The following is a 23932-nucleotide window of genomic DNA, read 5'->3' on the forward strand; positions in this document are numbered from 1 at the left end:
CCGGGAGACTTTGGATGAATAAAGAAACAACCAAAAATATGGTTAACCGAACGCGAGTAATCCTGACGGCCATTGTAGTGGTGTTTTCACTGCTTGGCGTCAGGCTTTTTTACCTACAGATTCAAACCAATGAAATGTTTGCAGACCGAGCTGAAAGAAATACACTTCGTTTCGTAGAAGTGGAAGCCACACGAGGAGATATTGTTGGTAATGATGGGTATGTCTATGCGACTAGTAAACCTTCTTATGTGGTGACATTGGCTTATTTAGCAGACGATGATGAGCGTGAAGTTGCCATTACCAATTTAGCGGAATGTTTGGAAAAATATGGATATAGCGAAGAAGATATACGTGAAAAAGTTTCGGGAAACGCCAGAAAATTCGAACCGACAGAAATTGCTAGTATGCCATGGGGATTAGAAGCTGTAGAAATGGTATCTGAACTATCGGAACGTCGCGAGTCTCTTCCCGGGGTTGTAATAAAAACGGTCCCCATCCGTTCCTATCCACTTGGCCCGGTAGCGGGTCATATCATCGGACATACTGGTTCCATAAGCGAAGCAGAACTTGAAATAGTAGATCCTGAAATATATGACATGAATGATAAGATTGGAAAATCAGGTGTAGAACGCACCTATGAGATATTTGATACAGCGGATGACTATTATGGTTTAAAGGGAAACAAAGGAATTCAGAAGTACCAAGTAGATGCAGCCAGCAGACCTATGCAGGAAATGGATTACAGTATTGAGCCCATACCAGGGGATACTGTGGTATTGACCATTGAACATGATATACAAGTGGCCATGGAAAATGCTATGGATACTGTTATTCAAGAAATATATGACAATGAGAATGAAAAAGCTGGCTCTGCTGCGGGTGTTTTGATTGAAGTAGATACAGGAAAAATATTGGCCATGGCTAGCCGTCCTACTTTTAATCCGGAGGATTTTGTCGATGGCTTGACCCAAGAAGAAGTGGACTATTATTACCGCAATGAAATGCGTCCAGAAATAAACAAAGCAGTGGCTTCGGCATATCCGCCCGGCTCTACATTCAAGATGCTCACGGGTATGGCCTATCTGGAAAATAGTAATTACAGCCCTAGCTATTCAATTAACTGTACTGGTGCCTATTGGGAAAAACCATACATAAGTTGTTCGAAAGTTCATGGTAGAACCAACTACTATGAAGCCGTTGCTGAGTCATGTAATACATTTTTTCAGTTTGCAGGTCAAACGGCAGGCATCGAAAAGATTGCTGAATTGGCAACAGAGTTTGGTTTAGGTGTGGATCCAGGGTTAACGGATTTACCTTCCGTAAGTGAAGGGTTTCAAGCAAATCCAGAAAACAAGTTTGAACTCCAAGAGTCATATCTAAATATGCGACTCAAACGATACCAAAACCAATATGAAGAAAAAGTAGAAGAAATTAATCAACAAGAAATCAGCCTAGAGGAAAAACAAGATTTGCTTGACCAGGCGCTGAAAGAAAAGGAAGCCAGTGATAAATGGGCAGAGGGAAACTTTGCTTTTGAGAAAAACTGGCAAGCGTATGATACCTTCAATACGTCTATCGGACAGGGTATGAATAACTTTACAATGCTGCAGCTAGCCAACTATACAGCGACTTTGGCGAACGGGGGCACTCGCTACCGACCATATCTCGTGGAACGTATCGAATCTCCTGAAGGTGGCTTGGTATGGCAATCAGAGCCCGAAGTATTGCAAAAAGTAACTGTATCCGAAGAGAATATGGAAATCACACGCAAAGGCATGCTTGCAGTTACACAACCAGGTGGTACATCATATTACCTTTATCGCGATTTTCCAATTGAAGTAGCTGGAAAAACGGGAACTGCCCAGACCGGCCGAACTGGTGACGATAAAAATTCAGAATTCCATGGTGTATTCGTAGCCTTTGCACCCTATGATGACCCTCAAGTGGCTTTTGCGGGTATAGTGGAATATGGGCAACATGGTGGTAGCTCTGCCGGGATGGTGGCTAGAGCCGTATTCGCTGAATACTTTGGAGAAGAAGACTATAAGGATGTTGATATAGCGACCTACCTGAGTAGTCCTTTGGGCGAGGAGTAATTATGGCAGAAAAGAAGCAATTTAAAGATTTAGATATTTTATACTTGGTTATGCTATTATTGATCCTGGTTATTAGTGGTGTGATACAGGCTACAGCATCTTTTGGTGTAAAGCCTAGCGAACCATACTACTATTTACAACGCCATTTGTTTTCAATTGGGACAGGGTTAATACTGTTTGCCATAATAGCGATAATAAATTATCGAGAATATCGAACCTACAGCCGATTGATTTATGCTGGTATGTTGTTGATACTAATTTTGGTCTTGATACCAGGTATCGGTGCGATTAGAAACAACGCAAGAAGTTGGTTTATTCTAGGGCCACTCTCATTACAACCAGCAGAGGTAGCCAAGGTGTTGTTTATCATACTTTTTGCTGATTTCTTGGATAAGCGTAAGAATCATTTGGAAACACTAGTGCAACTCATTCCTTGTTTCCTATATCTAGCAGTTCCGGTAGGGCTGATTCTGATGCAACCAGATATGGGTACATCGCTTGTATTTTTTGCGATTACTTTTTTCATGTTGTTTGCAGCAGGAGCGAATCCGAAAATACTGTTTGGACTCTTGGGACTGGGTATTGGTTCAGTAGTCTTACTTTTGGTCATGCATTACCAGATGGGTATGCCGCTTCCCTTAGAGGACTACCAGTTGATGCGATTCACAGTTTTCCTGAATCCCTACAATGATGGGAAGGGAGGACTCGGTGCAGGCTATAATATTATCCAGTCTCTGATTGCCATTGGTTCAGGAGGATTATTTGGCAAAGGATTTATGCAGGGAACCCAAAGCCAGAGTAACTTTTTGCCATTTCATCATACCGATTTTGTTTTTGCTGTAATCGGAGAAGAATTTGGATTTATAGGTAGTATCGTAGTCTTAGGATGTTTCTTATTTCTTATGTATAGGGCCCTGATGATTGCTAGAAAATCATTAGATCTTTATGGCGCATTGATTATCTCCGGGGTGGTTGGTATGATGTTTTTCCATATCGTAGAGAGTGCTGGCATGGCCATAGGGGTTATGCCTATAACTGGTATTCCCTTCCCTATTTTGAGTTCAGGTGGATCCTCGATGTGGGCCAATATGGCAGCACTAGGCTTAATCGTATCAGTAGATTTGCATAAGAAAACAATTCGTTTTTAAGGAGTAAATATGTCTAAATGTGTAGATAAAAATTGGCTAGAGGAAGCAATACTTCCTTTGGTGGAAAAACCCATCCGATATACAGGTGGGGAATTGAACAGTATTGTTAAAGATCATGAAGAGTGCTCGGTTCGTTTTGCTTTTGGTTTTCCGGATGTTTATGAGGTTGCCATGAGTCATTTGGGAACCCAAATTCTCTATAAGGTTGTCAATGACCATGAGGATTTTTGCATGGAGCGAGTTTTTTGCCCCTGGGTGGATATGCAGGAAAAAATGAAGGAAAATGATATTCCACTTTACACACTGGAAACGTTTACCGAGGTGAAGGATTTCGACTTCCTTGGTTTTACATTGCAGTATGAGATGAGCTATACCAATATACTATCCATGCTAGAACTTGCAAAAATTCCTTTTTACCGAGAAGAACGTATGGAAGGGAATTATCCACTAGTGCTAGGGGGAGGGCCTTGTGCCTTTAATCCTGAGCCCATCGCAGATTTCTTTGATTTATTTTTAATTGGTGATGCTGAGGAAACCATTCTTGAACTATTCTCGTTATATGCAAAAGTGCAAGCAGAAGGTGGAGACAGGGTCACTTTTCTTAAGAAAGCGTGTAAATTACCAGGCATATATGTTCCTGAATTCTATGATGTTTCCTATTCACCTGATGGTGTGGTGGAAAAATTTGAGCCATTGATACCGGAAGCGCCGGCTAAAGTAGTAAAAAGCCTTCTGAAAGATTTAGAATTGGCTACTTTTCCTGATAAGCCAATTGTTCCATACATGGACATTATTCATGATCGAATCATGCTTGAAGTTCTTAGGGGCTGCACACATGGTTGTAGGTTTTGTCAGGCCGGTGTTTTATATCGTCCGGTTCGCGAAAGAAGCAAGGAATTATTGCTGAAACAAGCGAAAGATCTTATGAAGAATACTGGACATGAGGATATTTCGCTTACTTCACTGTCAACGGCAGACCATACTCAACTAAATCAACTGGTTGATGAATTGCAACAGGTATGTGCAGGTACAGGGGTTGGGATTAGTCTTCCATCTCTACGGGTAGATACATTTTCTATGGGGATGGCAAAAAAAATTGCTTCTGTTCGCAAAACAGGTTTGACATTTGCACCTGAGGCTGGTACTCAGCGCATGAGAGATATTATTAATAAAGGTGTGACGGAAGAAAATTTGATGAAGGTTTCAGAGGATGCTTTTAGGGCTGGTTGGGAAAGACTGAAACTTTACTTTATGATTGGACTGCCTTTTGAGCGAGATGAGGATTTAGAAGGTATTGTGCATCTGGGCAATAAGGTAATCTATTTGGGAAAACGAGTTGCATCTGAAATTGGTTCTAAACGTAAGATTAGCGTCACGCTTAGTGCTTCTAGCTTTGTACCTAAACCATTTACACCGTTCCAGTGGATTGCCCAAGACCCTCTATCTGAATTAGAACGCAAGCAGAGGCTTATTAAAGAAAAAGTGAGAACTAAGAATCTTGTATTCAACTACCATAATGCCAAGGTATCCCATATGGAGGCTGCCTTTGCTAAAGGAGACAGGCGCTTAAGCAAGGCGCTTGTGGCAGCGCATAAAAAAGGATGCCGCTATGACGGCTGGGATGAATTCTTTAATTTTAAGTGGTGGCAAGAAGCGTTTGAGGAGTGCGGGCTTACATCGTCAGATTTTGCGCAGCGTGAATTTAAAGAAAATGATATTCTTCCATGGGATTTTATCGATACGGGCGTGCGAAAAAGTTTCTTGTATGCTGAACTTTTAAAAGCGAAGTCAGAGGAATTGACACCGGACTGTCGAGATGAGGGATGCAACACTTGTGGTGTGTGCATGGATATGGATTGTGATATGTTGCTACAAGAGGAGGTATCCAATGAAATATAGGATAGAGTTTGCGAAAAAGAATTCTGTTGCTTTTGTATCGCATCTGGAATTGATGAAAGTATTTTCGCAAGCAATTCGCCGTGCAGGCCTGCCAATTGCGTGTACGGAGGGGTTTAATCCAAGACCCAAAATCAATTTTTCTTCAGCAATCGCAACAGGCATGACTAGTCTTGCCGAATGCGCCGAAATGGAGCTTACGAAGGAAATGGATGCAGATAGTGTTATGGATGCGTTGAATAAAACATTGCCCGAAGGGTTTTCTGTGGGGGCAATTCGTCAGTTGGAGGGAAAACATAAGTCATTAATGGCCCTATTATCCCATTCCGATTATACGCTCCATGTGAGATTGGCGAAACCATATACTGAAGAAGATAGATTGGTTGAAGCTGTGAACTCTTTTTTGGCGAAAGAGAGCATTGTGATAATAGCGAAACGTAAGAATAAGGTTAAGGAAAAAGATATACGAGCTGGCATTTTAAGTTTAGAAGCGAATTTATCTGAACCTTTTTTAATTCTAAATATGCAATTGGTGGCTGGTAGTAATGGTAATATTCGCCCAGAACACGTTGCAGAAGCATTTTTGGAACAGCTTTCAATTCAGTACCTTACCATGCGCATAGAAAAGACTATGACCTATGGAATTAAGAATGATCAGAAAACCCGCCTTTTCTTAGTATAGGAGCTAACAATGAAATGTATCGTAGTGCATCGCACCTTAAAAGAAACATTCATATCTGTGGTAGAAAATGACCGCCTGGTTGAAGTATTCATTGAGCCAGTTGACAATCAAAGCATCGTGGGCAATGTCTATGCAGGAGTCGTTGAAAATGTACTCCCAGGGATGCAGGCTGCTTTTGTTGATATTGGGTTGGAAAAGAATGCCTACCTTTATATTGAAGATATCGTATCCAAGGCAGTACTTTCTGAAGTTCGTGAAAAGGATACAAAGCTGAACATTCAAGACTATATCAAACAAGGTCAGCCATTGATGGTTCAAATCAAGAAGGCACCAGTAGATAAAAAAGGCGCAAGAGTGACATTGGATATCACCTTACCTGGACGTTATTTGGTGGTGATGCCTCACAATGAATATATTGGCATTTCCAAACGCATTACCAACCCGGAAGAAAGAGAACGCCTAAGAAGATTGGCAGAGGAAATGTTGCATGACGGCAGAGGGATTGTTATTCGAACAGTAGCGGAAAACATCGAAGAAGAAAAACTTCGGAAAGACTATGATAAGCTAAATGATGTTTGGGAAGAAATTCAAGCAGGTTACCAAAAAAATAAAGGACAGAAAAGTTTAATCCGTGGCGATGTGGATTTTGCAACCAGAGTTTTCAGGGATGTAATTAAGCAAGATGTAGATCGCATCACGGTTATGCATAAGGAAACTTTCCATGTCTTAAAGGATTATATAGAACGTTTTATACCAGAAGCCAGAGGAAAGATATTCTATATGGAGCCAGGGACTTTCCATGAATTTGATGTATTGGAAATGCTTCGAAAAGCATTGAAGCGCAAAGCATGGTTAGACAATGGCGGTTATCTGATTATCGATAAAACAGAGGCCTTGACCGTAATCGATGTTAATACTGGAAAATATACGGGTAAGAAAGATTTAGAGGAGACGGCATATAATACGAATTTGTTGGCAGCCAAGGAAGTGGCAAGACAAATTCGCTTGCGGAATATGGGTGGCATTATTGTGGTGGATTTCATTGATATGAAAAAAGAAGAACACCGCTTTAATCTGGTTAAGCTACTAGAAGAGGAGACTGCCAAGGATTCTATGAAGGTTCAGGTTATGGGAATCACCAAACTGGGACTGGTGGAATTGACTCGCAAAAAGGCGAAACGCTCTTTATCTAGTTTGCTCGAAAAGACTTGCCCTATTTGTCAGGGCAAGGGCAAGGTACTTGCTGAGGAGAATATTCTTAGGTTAATTGCCTATCGTGCAATCGAGGTAGCTAGCACTTTGGCTAGTAGTACGATATACATCAGAATGAGTCCTTCTGTGTATGAATATCTTATGCATCACGAACCGGACTATTTTGATTTGCTTGAAAAACAGTATGATAAGAAAATAGTTATACAGAAAGATAAAACGCTTGCTTACGATGAATTTTACGTAGATGGAGAAAAATAGGCTTAGAAGATTGACATCAAAGGCGTGATTATGCTATTATGCTATGACGGATAAACCGTTTGTAACCCCATGGAGCAGGTTGAAACTCTTATAGAGTACCTTAACAGGGAGTCTGAAGCGAGGAGGTGCTTAAATGTACGCAGTAATTCAAAATGGTGGAAAACAGTTCAAAGTTTCTGAAGGCGATGTAGTGAGAATGGAAAGAATTGATGCCGATGTCGATAGTGTTATCGAAGCGGAGCAAGTTCTCATGATTGCTGATGGCAGTGATTTAAAGGTTGGTAAACCGGTTGTAGAAGGCGCTAAAGTTACTCTTAAAGTAACAGGCCACGGCAAAGGTGTTAAAGTTAAGATTTTTAAATACAAACCGAAGACAGGCTATCGTAAGAGACAAGGCCATCGTCAACCTTACACTGAAGTAGTAGTAGAAAAAATCGAGGCCTAATGATTCATATCGTTTTTATAAGACAAGACCAGCGTTATAGCCTTATCGAAGTATCCGGACATGCTGGATATGAAGATAGTGGCAAAGATATAGTATGTGCCGGAATTTCTGCATTGCTTGGCGGAATGCTGAACGGCTTGGAGTTTTTCCTGGGGGATGAATTTGTCTATCAAGTTGACCCAGAGGGACATGCGAAAGTTGTTTTAGCTGGTACAATGTCAGATAAGCTTTATGAAAAAGCCTACACGATTATTAAGACATTTGAATTAGGGGTAAGAATGGTTCATCAAGATTATCCCGATTATGTGATAATCCACAAAGAGGAGGTGGACAGAGATGATTAGAATAGATCTTCAATTATTTGCCCACAAAAAAGGGCAAGGAAGCTCGAGAAACGGAAGAGATTCTGAATCGAAACGTTTGGGACTTAAAAAACACGACGGCATGGTTGTGAAAGCTGGAAACATTATTACACGTCAGAGAGGAACTAAGATTCATCCTGGCAACAATGTTGGAATCGGCAAAGATGACACTTTGTTTGCATTAATCGACGGTACTTTACGATTCGAGAGAAAAGGCAAAACAAGAAAGCAAGCTAGTGTATATGCCGTAGAAGCGTAGTTAATAAATCCCCTGTTTTCAGGGGGTTTTTTTGATTTTTAGGATAGAATCCTGAAAATAGGGTATAATATGATTTGATATCAGGGAGTGATACCATGTTTTTTGACCGAGTGAAAATTAATGTTAAGGCGGGGAATGGCGGCGATGGCTGCATCTCTTTCCGTCGTGAAAAATATGTAGATATGGGTGGACCCAATGGTGGAGACGGCGGGGATGGAGGCAGCATCTACCTGGAGGTGGATGAGTCGCTGAGAACCTTGGTGGACTTTAAGTATAAACGCCATGTTAAGGGTGCACGCGGTGTACACGGCAGAGGCTCTAACATGCACGGAAAAAACTCCGAACCCATTGTTCTTAAGGTACCACCAGGTACTTTGGTGAAGGACGAAGAAAGTGGCGTTGTTTTAGCTGATTTAACCCAACATGGTCAAAGAATTCTAGTGGCTAAGGGTGGACGTGGCGGTCGTGGTAATGCACGCTTCATGACCAATAAGAACAAGGCACCAAGAGTTGTGGAAAACGGAGAGCCTGGTGAAGAAAAATGGATTGAACTAGAGCTTAAACTACTGGCGGATGTCGGTCTAGCAGGTTACCCTAATGCAGGGAAGTCGACCCTTATTTCATCCATATCCGGTGCAAAGCCAAAAATAGCAGATTATCCATTTACAACGCTGACCCCCAACCTAGGTGTGATAGAATTAGGGGAACAAAGTTTTGTTATGGCTGACATTCCGGGACTCATACAAGGTGCGCACCTAGGAGCAGGTCTGGGCCATGATTTTCTAAAACATCTTGAGCGAACCAGATTGATTGTTCACGTTGTAGATGTGGGTACCGAAGTAGAGGGCTTAATCCGTGATCCATATGAAGAATGGGTGCAGATTAATGATGAACTAAGAAAATATAGTGAGAACTTTTTGGGTAAGTATCACGTCGTGGTGGCTAGCAAGATGGATCTGCCTGGGGCTGAGGATAGACTAGAAATATTCCGCAATAAGCTACCAAATGAGGTTGAGGTATTCCCGATTTCCGCTGTAACGAAACAAGGAACAAAAGAACTTTGTTATCGACTAGCAGAATTGCTAGAAGAAATAGAAGAACCGATTTTGCAAGAGCTAACCGATTACAAGTTGACTGTTGCCAAAGAAGATGAAAAATTCCAGATCCACCGTGATAGTGCAGGAACCTATGTTGTGGAGGGTAAGGAAATTACTAAGAAATTCATCATGAACCGGATGGATAGTGACGAAGCTCTGATGCATTTCCATAGAATTCTAGTTGCTATGGGTGTTATTAAAGCACTGAAAAAGAAAGGCATTCAGCCTGGAGATACAGTAAGAATCATGGATATGGAATTCGATTTTGTCGAATAGGAGGTAATATGTTAACAGGAAAACAAAAAAGATATTTGCGTTCTCAGGGAAGCCTACTAAAACCAACAGTTTCAATTGGAAAAGAAGGTTTAACACAACAGGTGATTAGTGAATGCAATCGGCAGCTTATCGCAAATGAGCTAGTGAAGGTACGCGTACAAAAGAATTATTTTGGTGAAATTAAAGAGGCAGCAGCTGAATTGGAAAAACAGACAGGTAGTTTTTTGGCAGGTGCTGCTGGACGAAATTTCCTTCTCTATTTAGAAAACAAAGACAAGAAGCTTTACGACTTACCATAAGAGGTGTGAAATGACTAGAAGTGAGCAATGTCAAAGGGTAGAGCGTGTGGTGGTCAAGGTAGGAACTTCGACGCTGACTCATCCGACCGGGGAGATGAACTTGTTTCGATTGGAAACACTGGTTCGCGAACTGGCTGATTTGAAAAACCGTGGTGTGGAAGTAATACTGGTGACATCTGGAGCTGTGGGAGCTGGTATAGGCAAGCTTGGTGGTGCCAAGCCATCTACTATGCCAGAAAAGCAGGCCATGGCAGCAATTGGCCAAGGCGCCCTACTACACATGTATGAGAAATTTTTTGCAGAATATGGAAAAACTGTAGGACAAATTCTTTTGACCAAAGAAGACTTAGCAGATCGAGGAAGGTATTTAAATGCCCGGAATACTCTTTTTGCTTTGTTGTCGTATGGGGCCATTCCTATCATTAATGAGAATGATACCGTTACAGTGGATGAGATTAAGTTCGGAGATAACGATACCTTGGCGGCCTTGGTTGCAACCTTAATTGATGCAGACCTTCTGATTTTATTATCAGATATAGAAGGACTATATTCCGAAAATCCTAAAAAGAATCCTGCTGCTACCTTGATTAAGGAAGTTACTGAAATTGATGAAGGTATTTTTTCCTTAGCAGACGGCGCTGGTTCAGAATTTGCAAGTGGTGGCATGCAAACCAAAATTAGTGCGGCTAAAATAGCCACACTTGCGGGAATACCTATGATTATTGCTAGTGGAGAACATACTGGTGAGATCAAACGTATTTTGGATGGCGAGGAATGTGGTACATTTTTCAGAAGTAGCCACTTGAAGGTTAAGACGCGTAAGTGTTGGTTGGCATGGAGCGCCATGGCCAAAGGGATTATTTTTGTGGATGAAGGTGCTTTTAATGCCATTTCAAAATCAGGAAAAAGCTTACTTCCCATTGGGATAACTGCAGTTTCGGGTAGATTTGATGTTGGAAGTGTAGTATCACTCAAGAACCATCTGGGCAAAGAATTTGCGAAGGGGATTGTCAATTATTCTTCTATGGATTTAGAAAAGATAAAAGGCAAACGTACCTACGAAATAAAAAACATACTAGGTGATAAGGATTATGATGCCGTGGTACATAGAGATAATCTATCACTAAACTAGGAGGATAGTCATGCTAAAAGAAGAAATCTACGCACAAGGGAAACAAGCCAAACAGGCAGCTAGAATTTTGGCTGGACTCTCAGTTACTAAGAAAGATCAGGCATTGCTGGCGATGGCGGATGCATTGATTGTCAACCAAGATAGAATTATTACTGAAAATCAGAAGGACCTAGATGCTGGTGATAAAAGTGGCCTTAGTAAGGCTTTAATGGATCGTTTGATGCTAAGCCCGGCCCGCATAGAAGCCATGGCAGAAGGACTAAGAAAACTGGTCATGTTGGATGATCCAGTGGGAAAAACGGAGATGATGTTCAAACGGCCCAATGGACTCGAGATTGGAAAGATTCGTGTTCCTTTAGGTACGGTCGGTATGATTTATGAAGCAAGACCCAATGTTACTGTAGATGCGGCAGGATTGTGTATTAAAAGCGGAAATGCGGTTATACTGCGAGGTGGTTCTACAGCCTTTCATTCAAATGTCGTTTTGAGTAATATCATTGCAACTGCTGCCGTGAATGCTGGCCTGCCGGAAAATTCGATTCAACTGATTCAGACAATAGACCGTGAAGCGGTGAATATCCTTTGCACCATGAATGAATATCTGGATGTGCTAATTCCAAGGGGTGGTGCTGGTTTAATTCAAAATATTGTGAATAATTCAACAGTACCAGTCATTGAAACGGGTACAGGCATTTGCCATGCCTATGTTGATGCAGAAGCAGACCTGCAGATGGCAGTAGATATAGTGAATAATGGCAAAAGCCAACGACCTGGTGTTTGCAATGCATTGGAAACTGTTTTGGTTCATAAAGATGTAGCAGAGCAATTTTATCCAATGCTGGAAAAGGCTTTTAAGGAAAATAATGTTTTAATTCGAGCCTGCAAAGAATCCCAAAAATATTTAAAAAATAGCGAAGTTGCTACCGAAGAAGACTATGCAACTGAGTATCTAGATTACATTATTACCGCAAAGGTAGTTAATGACCTTGATGAAGCGATGGATCATATTACCCAATACGGGACACACCATTCAGATGTGATTATTACTAAATCTTACGACCAAGCGAGGCGATTTCTGGCTGGAATCGATTCTGCAGCGGTGTATGTCAATGCCAGCACCCGTTTTACAGACGGGGAAATGTTTGGATTTGGAGCTGAAATTGGCATCAGTACACAAAAATTGCATGCTCGCGGACCGATGGGCCTAAATGAACTAACCACTTATAAGTATGTTATCTATGGGAACGGTCAGATACGGGGATAGTTATGGACAATGAGAAGCTACAACGCATCGGCATTATGGGTGGAACGTTTGATCCAATACACTTTGGACACTTGGTGCTTGCTGAAACGGTGCGTGAAACGATGAAATTGGATAAAATCCTATTTATACCAACGGGAGATCCACCACACAAGAAAGACCAGAATGTTACGTCTGCTAAACAACGTCTTGAGATGGTTGAACTAGCGATTAGTGATAACCCAGACTTCTATTGTTCAAATATGGAAGTAGACCGAGAAGGTTTCAGCTATACGGTAGATACCTTGGAACGCTTACGTGAAACTTGTGGGGAAAACTGTAAGCTATTCTTTATAACAGGAGCAGATGCTATTATTGAAATCTTATCTTGGAAGAATGTGGAACGCATTTCTAATTTATGCACATTTGTTGCAGCGGCTAGGCCAGGTACCGGGAGAAAAAAACTGTCTGATTTTTTAGAAGATCTTCCTGGATATCTACAGAACAAGATACATGTAACCCAAGTACCAGCTCTTCAAATATCTTCAACTGATATTCGTAAAAAGGTGGCTTCCGGTTTAACGATACGCTACCTACTCCCTGCTGCGGTGGAACAATATATAAAGGATAATAGGTTATACATTCAAGGAAACCATCATGAATAATTTAGGCAAAGAACTAGACCATATGTTACAATCTAAACTTAGTTCTGCCCGCTATAAGCATACAAAAGGGGTAGCTACTACATCTGCCAAAATGGCTAAACTATTTGGAATTGATCAGGAGGCAGCTTATTTAGCTGGAATATATCATGATGCTATGCGGGAAGAAAGTGAAGATACGCTTCTTGCAATGGCAAAACGTTACCTAATTGAAATAGGAAAAATGGAAAAGGAATATCCTGTACTATTGCATGGTCCCGTTGCAGCGAAATCTTTGGAAAATGAATACGGTGTTACGGATAAAAATATATTGGAAGCCATTACTTGGCATACTACTGGTACGGCCAATATGTGTGATTTATCCAAGATTGTATATCTTGCAGATATGATCGAACCTACTAGAGTATATCCTGGGGTGGAAGGCCTGCGAGAATTAGCATATAATGATTTAGAAAAAGCCTTTTATGCTTGTGTGAAACATAGTATATTGCACGTCATCAATCAGAATAAGAAAATGCATGAGAATACGGTGGCTTGTTGGAATGATTTTATTGAATTAGGAGGACCCATTGGAATCAAAGGAAAAAGCTAAGAAAATTGCATCATTATTGGATAATAAGTTGGCATCAAATATTGTGGTGCTAGATATGGAAGGCGTTTCCCCATTGGCAGATTATTTTATCCTTGCAACTGGGAAGAGTACAAGACAGAATAAGGCATTACAAGGATACGTTGAAGAGGATATGACGAAAGAAGGTATGGAACCTTTACAAATTGAAGGCCATACTAGTGGAGATTGGATTTTACTTGATTATGGGGATGTAATTATACATCTATTTACAGAAGAGCAGCGCAGCTACTATGATCTAGAAAGATTATGGAAAGATGCAATTAAGATTGAATTGTCATAAAGAAATTTAAGGAACGGAGTGAATAACAGTGCAAGAACGCTATAATTTTGATGAGATTGAAAGCAAATGGCAGGAGATATGGGAGTCTGAAGGACAGTATACAGCGACAGAAGATGCTGATAAAGAAAAGTACTATGTGTTGGAGATGTTTCCCTATCCCTCCGGAAATTTGCACATGGGTCATGTGCGCAACTATTCCATCGGTGATGTGGTGGCTCGTTACAAGAAGATGGCAGGTTACAATGTACTGCACCCCATGGGCTGGGATTCATTCGGTTTACCTGCAGAAAACGCAGCTATTCAAAGAGGCATTCACCCAGCAAAATGGACACTTGCCAATATTGAAAATATGCGTAATCAGTTAAAAAGTTTGGGATTGGCTTATGATTGGGATCGTGAAGTAGCGACTTGTTTGCCAGATTACTACAAGGAAACACAGCGCATCTTTATTGAGTTCTATAAAAAAGGGCTTGTTTACAAGAAAAAAGCTGCTGTAAACTGGTGTCCAAGCTGTGCGACTGTACTTGCGAATGAGCAGGTAGTGGACGGACGTTGCGAACGATGTGAATCGCTTGTGGAAAAGAAAGCACTTTCGCAGTGGTTCTTCAAAATAACCGATTATGCAGATCGTTTGTTGGACGATTTAGAACTCTTACCTGGCTGGCCAGAAAAAGTCAAAACGATGCAGAAAAACTGGATTGGGCGTAGTGAAGGAGCTGAGGTGGTATTTTATAGTGAGTCTGGCCTTGAAATGCCAGTCTTCACCACCAGACCCGACACCCTTTTTGGTGTGACCTATATGGTAATAGCACCGGAACATCCCATGGTTCCCGATTTAACAAGCGAAGAACAAAGGGAGGAAGTGGAGGCGTTCGTCCGCAAAATTTCCTTGCAGAGCACCATCGATCGTGTCGCTACTGATACCGAAAAGATGGGTGTTTTTACCGGCTCCTATGCCATTAATCCCTTAACAAATGAGAAAGTACCGATCTATCTAGCCAACTATGTCTTGATGGACTATGGTACTGGTATTGTCATGGCGGTACCAGCTCATGACCAAAGAGACTTTGAATTTGCAAGAAAATATGATATCGAGGTTAAAGTTGTTATCCAGCCTGAAGGGGAGACCATTGACGGTGCAACCATGAAGGAAAGTTTTCCAGCTGTAGGCTATATGGTCAATTCCGATAGGTTCAATGGCATGAAATCTGATGAGGCTTTAGGTGAGATTATTGCTTACCTGAAGGAAAAAGAGCTGGGAGAACCCATGGTTAATTTCCGATTGCGCGACTGGTTAATATCCAGGCAGCGGTATTGGGGTTGTCCTATTCCATTTGTCACTTGTCCAACTTGTGGAACGGTACCAGTCGATGAGAGTTCCTTGCCTGTCTTATTGCCGACCGATGTAGAGTTTAAATCTGGTGGAGACTCACCACTTGCCACATCGGAAACCTTTAAGGAAACAATTTGTCCCAAATGTGGTGGAAAAGCGGTACGTGAAATTGATACGATGGATACCTTTGTGGATTCTTCATGGTACTTTTTGCGCTATACTGATCCGAAAAACCAAGACCGTCCTTGGGATAAGGAAAAATCAGATTACTGGATGAATGTGGATCAATATATTGGTGGTGTAGAACATGCGATACTACATCTTATGTATGCCCGATTCTTTAACAAGGTATTTTACGACATGGGATGGACGAAAGAGAATGAGCCATTCAAAAATTTATTGACACAGGGTATGGTGTTGATGGATGGCACTAAAATGTCTAAGTCCAAAGGCAATGTGGTTAGCCCGGAAGAAATCATTGAAAAGTATGGAGCAGATACTGCAAGATTGTTTATCCTATTTGCAGCTCCACCAGAACGTGACTTGGAATGGAACGACAAAGGTGTGGAAGGTTGCTATCGCTTCTTAAATCGTGCATGGAGACTCTTCTATCAATTGCATGACGATTTTGCGAACGTAGAGCCTAAGGATGAAGCAGTAACATCAGAAGAAAAGAAACTTCGTGCATTGCTCCACAGCACTATTAAAAAGGTGACTTCCGATGCAGGTGGACGATTTAATTTCAATACGGCAGTTAGTGCTCTAATGGAATTGGTGAATGGTCTCTACCATTACATTGAGCAAACAGAAAAATCGGACTTGAATAAACCTCTTTTGGTCTATTCCTTAACACAACTGAATCTTATGCTTGCACCATTCACACCACATTTCTCAGAAGAAATTTGGCATTTGATGGGGCATGACGGATCTGTGCACAGTCAAGCATGGCCGAGCTATGATGAGTCAGGTATGATACTTGATGAAATAGAAATCCCTATTCAAATAAATGGAAAATTAAGAGACAAGGTCATAGTATCTAGAAATATCAAGGAAGAAGCTTTGAAGGAACTCGTCTTAGAGCGAAGACTGGTAAAAGTAAACACCGAGGGCAAAGAGATTAAGAAGTTTATCAATATTAAGGGAAAACTGATTAATATTGTGGTCAAGTAAACTAATATATTCGTGAGCGCTTATGCGCTCACGATTAAGTACATATAATGGTGTAGTGCGGCCGGGCAAGGTTGCTTATTCTAGTAGGTGAGAGTCCTATTCAGGTAATGTCTAGCCAACAGCCTGGTAGTGAGATCTTGGAGATATATCGGTAACGATATGTTTTAAGCGTAGATCCGCAAGGTGACAGGCCGAAAGCGATAGTTGAAGTGATTGAGCTCCGAAATTATAGTAGTTGGGATAGGCAGATGCGCTTACACACGCAGAATGCAAAACTGGCAGACACGCTAAGGTGAGTCTCTGTCAGCGCCCCGGAGTCTTAGAACTTGGCATGTCATACGATTCGAATAAGTGGCAACCCGGGAGACCCTGATTCCTCCAGGAAACTGGTATATCCTACAAGTGATAATCAAGCAAGGAAGATAAATGGGAGTCAGGGAGTCGGATGATTGCATAGTACCAATGAAGCAGGGTAATTCCCGTGGAGGAAAGGCAATCACATCAGAAGGCTCTTGTAGAGGAAACAATAATCACACACAGAGGTGAATAAATATTGGAAACAAAACTTACAAGAATAGCCTGTATTGCAAAAGCAAAGCCCAAAGAACGCTTTACTAGTCTAGTACACCTGATTGATGAAGAACTGTTAAAACAGTGCCATCAGGAACTTAATGGTAAGAAGAGTGTTGGTGTCGATGAAGTTACCAAAGAGAAATATCAACAGAATTTGGAAGATAACATCAGAGTGTTGCATCAAAAACTACGTCAGATGAGCTACAAACCCCAGGAAGTAAAACGAGTTTATATTCCCAAAGCGGGAAGTCATAAGAAGCGAGCACTGGGTATACCAACCCATGAGGATAAAATTGTTCAGTTGGCGGTCAATAAGATTTTGACAGTTATCTATGAACAGGATTTCTTAGATTTCTCCTATGGGTTTCGTCCAGGCAAGAATTGTCATGACGCAATACGGGGACTCAATACCATCTTGGTTACTAAGAAGACCAACTGGGTAGTGGATGCAGATATTCGAGGATTCTTTGACAATGTTGACCATCAATGGATGAGGAAAGCTTTGGAAGTAAGAATTGCGGATAAACAACTCATTAGACTTATCATGCGCATGCTGAAAAGCGGCATCATGGAGCAGGGCGTAAGACAAAGTACTTTGGTTGGCACCCCGCAAGGCGGGGTTATTTCACCACTATTAGCGAATATTTATCTTCATTACATCTTGGATTTGTGGTTTGAGAAAAGTATCAAGAAGCATAATAGAGGTGAAACGGAGATGGTTCGGTACGCAGATGACTTTGTGTGTTGTTTTCAATATGAAAATGAAGCGAAGCAATTCTATCAGCAACTACAAGAAAGATTGAGAAAATTCGGTCTTGAGGTAGCGCATAATAAAACGAGCATCATCGAGTTTGGTAGATATGCCCATGCAAACAGACAAAAGAAAGGATTAGGTAAGCCTGCTACATTCAATTTTCTAGGGTTTACCCATTACTGTGGTAGAAGTCGTAACGGTAAGTTCCGAGTAAAACGTAAAACAGAGAAGAAAAAGTTCTGGGGAGCTATTGCAAGAATGAAGGATTGGCTTAAGCAGCATCGAAACTTGCCAATTCGTGATATCTTGCAAGGCGTCAGGATAAGACTCTTAGGACACTACCGTTATTATGGCATCACAGACAACAGTCCAATGCTTTCGAAATATCAGTATTGGGTTACATGGCTCATGTTTAAGTGGATTAATCGGCGAAGTCAACGCAACAGTTATACGTGGGAGAATTTTGAAATGTTTTTAAGAACAAATCCTTTGCCAGGACCGAAGGTATACATCAGTATCATTTAATAGCTTTTGCAAACAAGGTCAATCTTATGATGAGGAGCCGTGTGCGTAAATAGCGCAAGCACGGTTCTGGGAGGGGTGTAGGTTCAACTGAGTTATCAGGAGGCCTGCATCTACTCGACAAAACAAAATGAGCCAAAAACTCACAACTCGGTTACAATAAATGTGCTAGCAAATACTAAACCGAGGAGTGTGAATCATGGCTCAGTACAATATTACCCTAACCGAAGAACTCTTGCACGGTCTTTTCGTCTCAGATGGAAAAGATGAAGCTTTTTCTAACCTATTGGAAGAGATATTCAACCAAGTATTGGTTGCTCAATCTAATGACCAAATTGGTGCTGCCCCATACGAACGCACCGACGAAAGGAAGGCTTACCGTAACGGATACAGGGACCGACAGTTGACCACCAGGGTGGGAACACTGACGCTGCACGTCCCAAGACATCGTAACGGCGACTTCAGCACTGAACTTTTTGAGCGTTACCAACGCAGCGAGCAAGCCCTGCTTCTGGCCATGATGCAAATGGTCGTGAGCGGTGTATCCTCCAGGAAGGTGGAAGACATCACCTATGAACTCTGTGGCAGGAAGTTCTCCAAGTCTATGGTTTCTAAACTGTGCGAAAAGTTGGATCCCATCGTAAAGAATTTTCAGAACCGTCCGCTCGAAAAGCATTATCCCTTCCTGGTGGTGGATGCCCTTTACCTCAAGGTACGCGAAGATAACCGAGTCCGTTCCAAAGGACTACTTGTAGCTGTGGCTGTTAACCAAGAAGGTTACCGTGAAATCATCGGTTTCAGGGTGGCAGACACAGAGTCCGAAACAAGCTGGAGAGAGTTCTTCTCATCCTTGAAGGACCGAGGTCTTAAAGATGTACATCTGGTCACTTCGGACAGCCACAGAGGACTTGTGAACGCCATCAGGAAACATTTCCAGGGCGCTACCTGGCAGAGATGCCAAACACACTTTTCAAGGAACGTGCTGGACTTGACACCAAAGTCACTGCAGCCAGAACTGAAAGAACATCTACGTAGGCTCTATGAAGCTGTTGATCTAGAAAGTGCCACCAAAGTTCGTGATGAGATTATAGACAAGTACGAAACCAAAGCATCACGTGCAATGAATCTTCTAGATGAAGCCTTTGCCGATGTCACAGCTGTTCTCAGCGTTCCCTTAAAATACAGGAAACGGCTCCGAACCAGCAACGGCATTGAGCGACTAAACCAGGAGATTCGCCGTAGAGAGCGAGTCATACGGATCTTCCCGAATGAGGCTTCGGTTATCCGTCTCATTGGCGCCCTACTCATGGAACAGGACGAGAAATGGCAGACTGGCCGCAAGTATTTTGAGATGGATCTTTACTACCAGACGTTTTCTGAATCTAAGAATTCTGCAAAGGCTGCTGCAGTCGCCTAATCTAAACTACCGAGGAATTTACACACAAATGTGGACTTGACTGCGCTCACTTTTTTTTGGTTAAAATTGCGATTAGTATTCGAACCAACTAGGATTTTTCTTTTCGTTTATGAATCTATGACAGAAAGGAGAAATTCATATGTTATCACAGCTTGATTGGAAGGTGAAGAAAGTCGTAGTCGTCGTTGTAGGTATTACCCTGCTAGGTCTAGGCTCACTGAGTGTGAAACTTGTGAAGGGGAGTGAACAAGCCATTGTCTATGAAGGTGAGACAGAAAGTGGATCAATTGCTTATAGCGAGGGTATTGAAAAAGAAGAAGTCCTACTGGCGGTACATGTTGGAGGAGAAGTATCAATTCCTGGTGTTTACTATTTGGCCGAGGGCAGTCGGGTAGATGATGCCATCAAATTGGCGGAACCCTTAGACACAGCATACTTGGATGGATTGAATTTGGCTATGTATGTAACAGATGGACAAAAGATTTTTGTTCCCACTAGGGGAAACCAACACTTAGATGGTAGGGTTAATCTAAACACAGCAAGCCAAGGAGAATTGGAGACACTTCCTGGCATTGGTGAGGTTACTGCCCGAAAGATAATTCGATACCGTGAAGATGTGAGTCCATTTTATGCGATAGAAGACTTGTTGCGAATCGATGGATTTGGTGAAGGTAAATTGGCAGAATTGAAAGATTTGGTCTGTGTCTACTGATGTCACTTTTTGAGATCGTATTTTTTTCAATGTTGATTGGCATTGGGGCAGCATTAAAATATGGAATTCGCATGCCAGTCGTATTATTAATCCTAGTGCTAACAATAGGTTTGAGTGTACTATTAACAACATATAAAAAATGGGATACAAACGAAAAAGGATTCAACAAAAAATGTATCGGCTTGCTCTTTGTACTATTGGTAAGCATGATTGTTGCTTTGGTTTCAGGAAAATATGCAGAGTACTATAGCAATAATAGAATGAGCCAATTATCTAAGATAGCTAAAGAAGAGTATATATTGCTGTATTTAACCCAACCTATGCAAGAAAAAACTAGAAATAGTTTTCAAGGGAGTTCGCAATACTATAGTGGTATCTTTAAAACCGAAGATTGTGAGCATAACTTCAAGGTATCGCTTAATTTGCCTGAATCATTGAATTTAGGACAACAGATTGCCGTTGATCCTCAAAAACTGGAAATACCTGAACCTAGCGCGGGTGCAGGACAAATTGACTTTAGGGGCTATAATTTTAGTAAACATATTTTGCTCCAAGGAAATCTGGCTCAAAACGAGTACCTAAGGGTAGAACAGGTTAAAAAGCCACTAGCCATCCGAATCGAACAACATAAACAACGTTTTTACAGAAAGCTAGATTCATATTTTGGTGAGCAAGCAGGATTATTGAAGGGGATGGTATTTGGCGATACTGAAAATATCACGGATGAGGATTTAGCACTACTGACCTCGTTAGGCTTAAGACATTTGTTTGCAGTATCCGGGTTTCACGTTGGCATATACTATTGCCTACTTCTGATGCTCTGTGCACTCATAGGCTGTAAAGGTTGGCCTAGAACAATAGTAATTACGACAGGCTTGGTGTATTTTTGTCTACTAACGGGTTATAGTGCTTCAACTTTGCGGGCAAGCCTAGTTCTTTTTATATACCTTGCTATGGAAAATTTGGAATGGGAGAAACGCTTTGCGACTTCTCTAGCCATGGCGGGCATGGTACTATTAGTATGGAATCCATATCTGATATATAGTGTGGGTTACAAGTTATCCTTTGCTGCCGCCTTTGGCATTCAGTATCTGTATCCATTTTTTAAGAAGATGTTTGGGATGAGAATACTGGGGGTCGGATTAAGTGCATGGCTCGGCTCTTTACCATTTCAATCTGTTTTTTATGGTGTTTCTTGGATCGGAATCATATTCACACCAGTTTTTTCACTGTTTTTAAGCCTATTTCTACCATGTGTTTTTTGTGCCTATATATTGGACTTTTGTTTCTTAGCAAATGTAATTCTAATTGGTCTAAAACCAGTCTTGAAGTTGCTTGGATTTCTACTTCATGTCTTTGAACACGTAGATATTCTTTCTTGGTTTTTGGAAAATACAATTCTTTGCTTTCCGTTAACATCCTTACCCAGAATGGTCTTCTATTATGCTTGCTTGGCTATTTTATTATGGCTGGGCACACAGATGCTAGAAAAGTATACGAGAAAAAAACAAATACTCACTAGCTGCATTATCCTTTTACTGGTTCTTTTTTTGAGCCTTCCGGTACCGGCAAGAGGCTTGGAAATTGTGTTTATCAATGTAGGACAAGGTGATGCTTCTTTGATACGGTACCGAAATTTCAGTATGCTGGTGGATACTGGAACAAGACAAGCTGGTCAATATGCTGTTGTTCCCTTTTTAAGGAGTAAAAAGTTAGAACATATAAATCTATTAGTACTGACGCATCCAGATCAAGATCACATTGGTGGTGCACTTAGGCTTCTAGATAGTGTTGAAGTGGATTATGTTGCTTTTAGTTTTGCTTCTAAAAATGAACTTATGTTAGATGAGACGGAGCTGTTAGAGAAACTAGAAGAGAAGCGCATTCCCTACGGTTACCATGCAAGTGGCGACAGGTGGAGAATTAAGGAGCTGTTGATTCAAACTATTTCACCAAATAGAAAAAGTTGTCAAAAGGAATTGGGGTCTAATGAAGGGTCTTTGGTATTAGCCGTTCGGTTTGAAAATATGTATATTCAAATGACAGGAGATATGGAAGGCACTATGCTTGAAAATTTGCTGGAACCAATTCAAGATGAAAATATATTTCTTATGAAAGCACCGCATCATGGTTCGAGAGGATCATTCGATGAAACGATTTTTAATCAGTTAGATGTGGATTTGGTTGTCGTTTCCTGTGGGAAAAACAATCGATATGGTCATCCACATAAAGAAGTAATAGAGTATTGGCAGCAACGAGCAGTACCAGTTTACCGAACGGATGAGCAAGGTGAACTTTTCTTTCGCTATGTTGATAATGCATTATTCTTAGAAAACTGATTTGTATGTGGTAAACTATTCAGAGAATGAAGATGAGGTAATGAAATGGATAAAATTGAAGATTGGTTGAGTAAAAATGGTTCTAAGCCGTTATATGTTATTGCAGGTGAAAATGGATTTTTACGTAATGAAAATGAACGCGAGCTTTTAGACTGTATCCGGTTAGACCGGGAAGTAGAAAAGTTGGCTGAGAATGAACCGTTAGAGGTCTTGGTTGAAAGTGCTAATATGCTTTCTCTTTTTGGCACCGGAAAGGTAATAATACAGCGTAATCCAGTTTGGCTGAAGAAAGCGGAAGAATTGGATGAATTAATGCAGTGGGTTGAGAATCCCGTACCCGGTATAACGGTCGTAATCGTTTGGGAATTTAAAGCTGATAAACGAAAGAAATCTTTCAAGTGGTTTACAAAAAAGGGAAGCATGATTTTTTGTGATAATTTGAAACCATGGGAGTTACCTGCTTGGATAAAAAAACGGTTTGCTATTCGAAAAAAACGCATAGATCCAACAGCGGCAGAAGCTCTTTTGGCTTTAGTAGGAGATTCTCAGGCACTTCTTGATAATGAGATTGAAAAGATTTGTCTTTATGCTGGAACCCAAAAGGATATCCCCTTGTCTATGGTAGAAGAACTATCTTCTGCAAGTGCAGAAGCAGGCATCTTTGATTTTATAGATACTTTATGCGCCAAACAAGGAGTAGCATGTCTAAATAAGTTGGATAATCTATTGAAAATGAAAGAACCTGAAGTAAAAATCAATTTCATGATTGCTAGGCAATTCCGCATTCTCTTACAAGGAAAGCAACTAAAAAGAAGTGGTGTGCTACGTCAAGATATTGCGTCAAAAATGAAAGTGAACCCATACGTTTGGAAAAAGGCGGAGCCCTTTGTGGATCGTTATTCAGAATCTATTTTAGAAGAGTACTTTTTTAAATCCCAAAAGCTAGATTGGGATATGAAAAGTGGAAAAGGCGAGCCTAGGGTTTTACTAGAACAACTGATTTTAGATTTTTGCTCTAACGAATCCTAATTCAGCTAGAGGGTTAGAACAATTGCGAAAAAGACGTGATTTGCAGCCCAAATCGTAGGAAAATATGACCAGTGTTATAGGGTATTATATGGTATTTCTAAAGCTGAT

Annotated in this window: 21 protein-coding genes; all 21 read left to right on the forward strand. The window is 41.1% G+C overall.

Annotated features, from left to right (window positions below):
- Nucleotides 1-14 precede the first annotated feature (14 nt).
- The 21 genes from JR334_02455 (at nt 15) to holA (ending at nt 23824) form a co-directional block, all read left to right on the forward strand.
- Nucleotides 15-2096 carry a penicillin-binding protein 2 gene (locus tag JR334_02455; protein ID QRN86110.1) on the forward strand — a complete coding sequence of 694 codons (2082 nt, stop codon included), beginning with the start codon at nt 15-17 and terminating at the stop codon, nt 2094-2096.
- A gap of 2 nt (nt 2097-2098) precedes the next feature.
- Entirely contained in the window at nt 2099-3244 is a 1146-nt protein-coding gene (gene rodA, locus JR334_02460; GenBank protein ID QRN86111.1) for a rod shape-determining protein RodA, read from the forward strand.
- 9 nt (nt 3245-3253) lie between these two features.
- Nucleotides 3254-5143, forward strand: coding sequence for a TIGR03960 family B12-binding radical SAM protein (locus JR334_02465; GenBank protein ID QRN86112.1), 1890 nt, complete (start codon nt 3254-3256; stop codon nt 5141-5143).
- The gene (locus JR334_02470) at nt 5133-5822 is read left to right on the forward strand and encodes a DUF2344 domain-containing protein (protein ID QRN86113.1); all 690 of its coding nucleotides are present in this window, start codon (nt 5133-5135) and stop codon (nt 5820-5822) included. Before JR334_02465 ends, JR334_02470 begins: the two co-directional genes overlap by 11 nt.
- Before the next feature lie 9 nt (nt 5823-5831).
- Nucleotides 5832-7292: an Rne/Rng family ribonuclease gene (locus tag JR334_02475; GenBank protein QRN86114.1), complete on the forward strand. Its 1461-nt coding sequence runs from the start codon at nt 5832-5834 to the stop codon at nt 7290-7292.
- Nucleotides 7293-7425: 133 nt separating this feature from the next.
- Nucleotides 7426-7737, forward strand: coding sequence for a 50S ribosomal protein L21 (gene rplU / locus JR334_02480; GenBank protein QRN86115.1), 312 nt, complete (start codon nt 7426-7428; stop codon nt 7735-7737).
- Nucleotides 7737-8081, forward strand: a complete 345-nt coding sequence (locus tag JR334_02485; protein ID QRN86116.1) for a ribosomal-processing cysteine protease Prp — start codon at nt 7737-7739, stop codon at nt 8079-8081. Before rplU ends, JR334_02485 begins: the two co-directional genes overlap by 1 nt.
- Nucleotides 8074-8358 carry a 50S ribosomal protein L27 gene (gene rpmA, locus JR334_02490; GenBank protein ID QRN86117.1) on the forward strand — a complete coding sequence of 95 codons (285 nt, stop codon included), beginning with the start codon at nt 8074-8076 and terminating at the stop codon, nt 8356-8358. Before JR334_02485 ends, rpmA begins: the two co-directional genes overlap by 8 nt.
- Nucleotides 8359-8453: 95 nt before the next feature.
- A complete protein-coding gene (obgE, locus tag JR334_02495; GenBank protein ID QRN86118.1) occupies nt 8454-9731 on the forward strand; it encodes a GTPase ObgE in 1278 nt (425 codons plus the stop codon).
- Between the two features lie 8 nt (nt 9732-9739).
- Nucleotides 9740-10030: a YhbY family RNA-binding protein gene (locus tag JR334_02500; protein QRN86119.1), complete on the forward strand. Its 291-nt coding sequence runs from the start codon at nt 9740-9742 to the stop codon at nt 10028-10030.
- Between the two features lie 10 nt (nt 10031-10040).
- A complete protein-coding gene (gene proB / locus JR334_02505) occupies nt 10041-11162 on the forward strand; it encodes a glutamate 5-kinase (protein ID QRN86120.1) in 1122 nt (373 codons plus the stop codon).
- A gap of 10 nt (nt 11163-11172) precedes the next feature.
- Nucleotides 11173-12426: a glutamate-5-semialdehyde dehydrogenase gene (locus tag JR334_02510; GenBank protein ID QRN86121.1), complete on the forward strand. Its 1254-nt coding sequence runs from the start codon at nt 11173-11175 to the stop codon at nt 12424-12426.
- Between the two features lie 2 nt (nt 12427-12428).
- Nucleotides 12429-13067, forward strand: coding sequence for a nicotinate-nucleotide adenylyltransferase (locus JR334_02515; GenBank protein QRN86122.1), 639 nt, complete (start codon nt 12429-12431; stop codon nt 13065-13067).
- Nucleotides 13060-13656: a bis(5'-nucleosyl)-tetraphosphatase (symmetrical) YqeK gene (yqeK, locus tag JR334_02520; protein ID QRN86123.1), complete on the forward strand. Its 597-nt coding sequence runs from the start codon at nt 13060-13062 to the stop codon at nt 13654-13656. Before JR334_02515 ends, yqeK begins: the two co-directional genes overlap by 8 nt.
- On the forward strand, nt 13634-13975 hold the full coding sequence (rsfS, locus tag JR334_02525; protein QRN86124.1) for a ribosome silencing factor: 342 nt from the start codon (nt 13634-13636) through the stop codon (nt 13973-13975). Before yqeK ends, rsfS begins: the two co-directional genes overlap by 23 nt.
- Nucleotides 13976-14003: 28 nt before the next feature.
- Nucleotides 14004-16478, forward strand: a complete 2475-nt coding sequence (locus JR334_02530; GenBank protein QRN86125.1) for a leucine--tRNA ligase — start codon at nt 14004-14006, stop codon at nt 16476-16478.
- 553 nt (nt 16479-17031) lie between these two features.
- Nucleotides 17032-18330 carry a group II intron reverse transcriptase/maturase gene (gene ltrA, locus JR334_02535; protein QRN86126.1) on the forward strand — a complete coding sequence of 433 codons (1299 nt, stop codon included), beginning with the start codon at nt 17032-17034 and terminating at the stop codon, nt 18328-18330.
- Nucleotides 18331-18526: 196 nt separating this feature from the next.
- Complete coding sequence (locus JR334_02540) at nt 18527-19744, forward strand: IS256 family transposase (protein QRN86127.1); 1218 nt, start codon at nt 18527-18529, stop codon at nt 19742-19744.
- 139 nt (nt 19745-19883) lie between these two features.
- A complete protein-coding gene (locus tag JR334_02545; GenBank protein ID QRN86128.1) occupies nt 19884-20456 on the forward strand; it encodes a ComEA family DNA-binding protein in 573 nt (190 codons plus the stop codon).
- Nucleotides 20456-22795 (forward strand): DNA internalization-related competence protein ComEC/Rec2, encoded by a 2340-nt coding sequence (locus JR334_02550; protein QRN86129.1) that lies wholly within the window; start codon nt 20456-20458, stop codon nt 22793-22795. The genes JR334_02545 and JR334_02550 overlap by 1 nt, the downstream gene beginning before the upstream one ends.
- Nucleotides 22796-22840: 45 nt before the next feature.
- The gene (gene holA / locus JR334_02555; protein QRN86130.1) at nt 22841-23824 is read left to right on the forward strand and encodes a DNA polymerase III subunit delta; all 984 of its coding nucleotides are present in this window, start codon (nt 22841-22843) and stop codon (nt 23822-23824) included.
- Nucleotides 23825-23932: the final 108 nt, after the last annotated feature.

The sequence above is a fragment of the Clostridia bacterium genome, assembly GCA_016887505.1.
In the GTDB taxonomy this organism is placed as follows: Bacteria; Bacillota; TC1; order TC1; family UBA5767; genus UBA5767.